Raw genomic sequence first — 935 nt, 5'->3', positions numbered from 1 at the left:
ATGAAACTCCTTATAGACTTTGAAATTAATTTTTAAGGTAGGAAAATGAAAATATTATTTTCTCCAAGCGAAAGCAAAAGCGAAAATTGCACTGAAAAACCTTTTAATAAAGATTCTTTTATTTTTAAAGAATTATTTGATTTTAGAATGCAAGCTTTAAATTCTTTTTATGAATATATTAAAAATACCTCTATAAAAAATTTAAAAGAATTTTTTGGCATAAAAGATGAAAAAGAAATTGAAAAATTTATACAAAATTTACACAATCAACCAACAAAAAAAGCCATAGAACTTTACAATGGCGTATCATATGAATATCTTGATTTTGATACATTGGACAACAAGGCTAAAGATTATATTTATAAAAATACTTTAATTTTTTCAAATCTTTTTGGCGTAGTAAGAGCTGATAATCTTTTGCCTTTTTATAAATTTAAACAAGGTGCAAAACTACCTAATTTTCCTTTGGAAAAATTTTATAAACAACATTTTTCAAATGTTTTAGATGAATTTTTAAAAGAAGAAACTATTATTGACTTAAGAGCTGGATATTATGATAAATTTTATATTCCAAATAAACAATTTACTACTTATAAATTTATAAAAAATGGTAAAATTGTGAGTCATTTTGCAAAAGCTTATAGAGGAATTTTGTTAAGAATTTTAGCTCAAAATAACATACAAGATAATAACACTCTTTTATCTAAACTTCCTACAAATTTGAGACTAAAAGAAATTAAATACATAGACTTAAAAGAAGAAATTTTGTTAGAAATTATTGATTAAACAAGGAGAAAAAATGGGATTTTTATTAATCTTAATAGTGCTTATATTTTTATTTATACTTTTTATAATTATAAATCGCTATGAGCGTAAGATTAAAATTTTTACAAAAAATATACAAAGTATTAAAGAAAAAATGGCAGAACTTGAAG

General features: G+C 21.8%; 1 protein-coding gene. It reads left to right on the top strand.

Features of this window, described 5'->3' with window-relative positions:
• Positions 1 to 45: 45 nt before the first annotated feature.
• Positions 46 to 786, top strand: coding sequence for a YaaA family protein (locus tag JG677_RS08335; RefSeq protein ID WP_200169018.1), 741 nt, complete (start codon positions 46 to 48; stop codon positions 784 to 786).
• Positions 787 to 935: the final 149 nt, after the last annotated feature.

Source organism: Campylobacter sp. TTU-622, from assembly GCF_016598965.1.
Classification (GTDB): Bacteria; Campylobacterota; Campylobacteria; order Campylobacterales; family Campylobacteraceae; genus Campylobacter_D.
The sequence above is the reverse complement of the archived record's forward strand: the minus strand, read 5'-3'. Positions and strand labels throughout refer to the sequence as shown.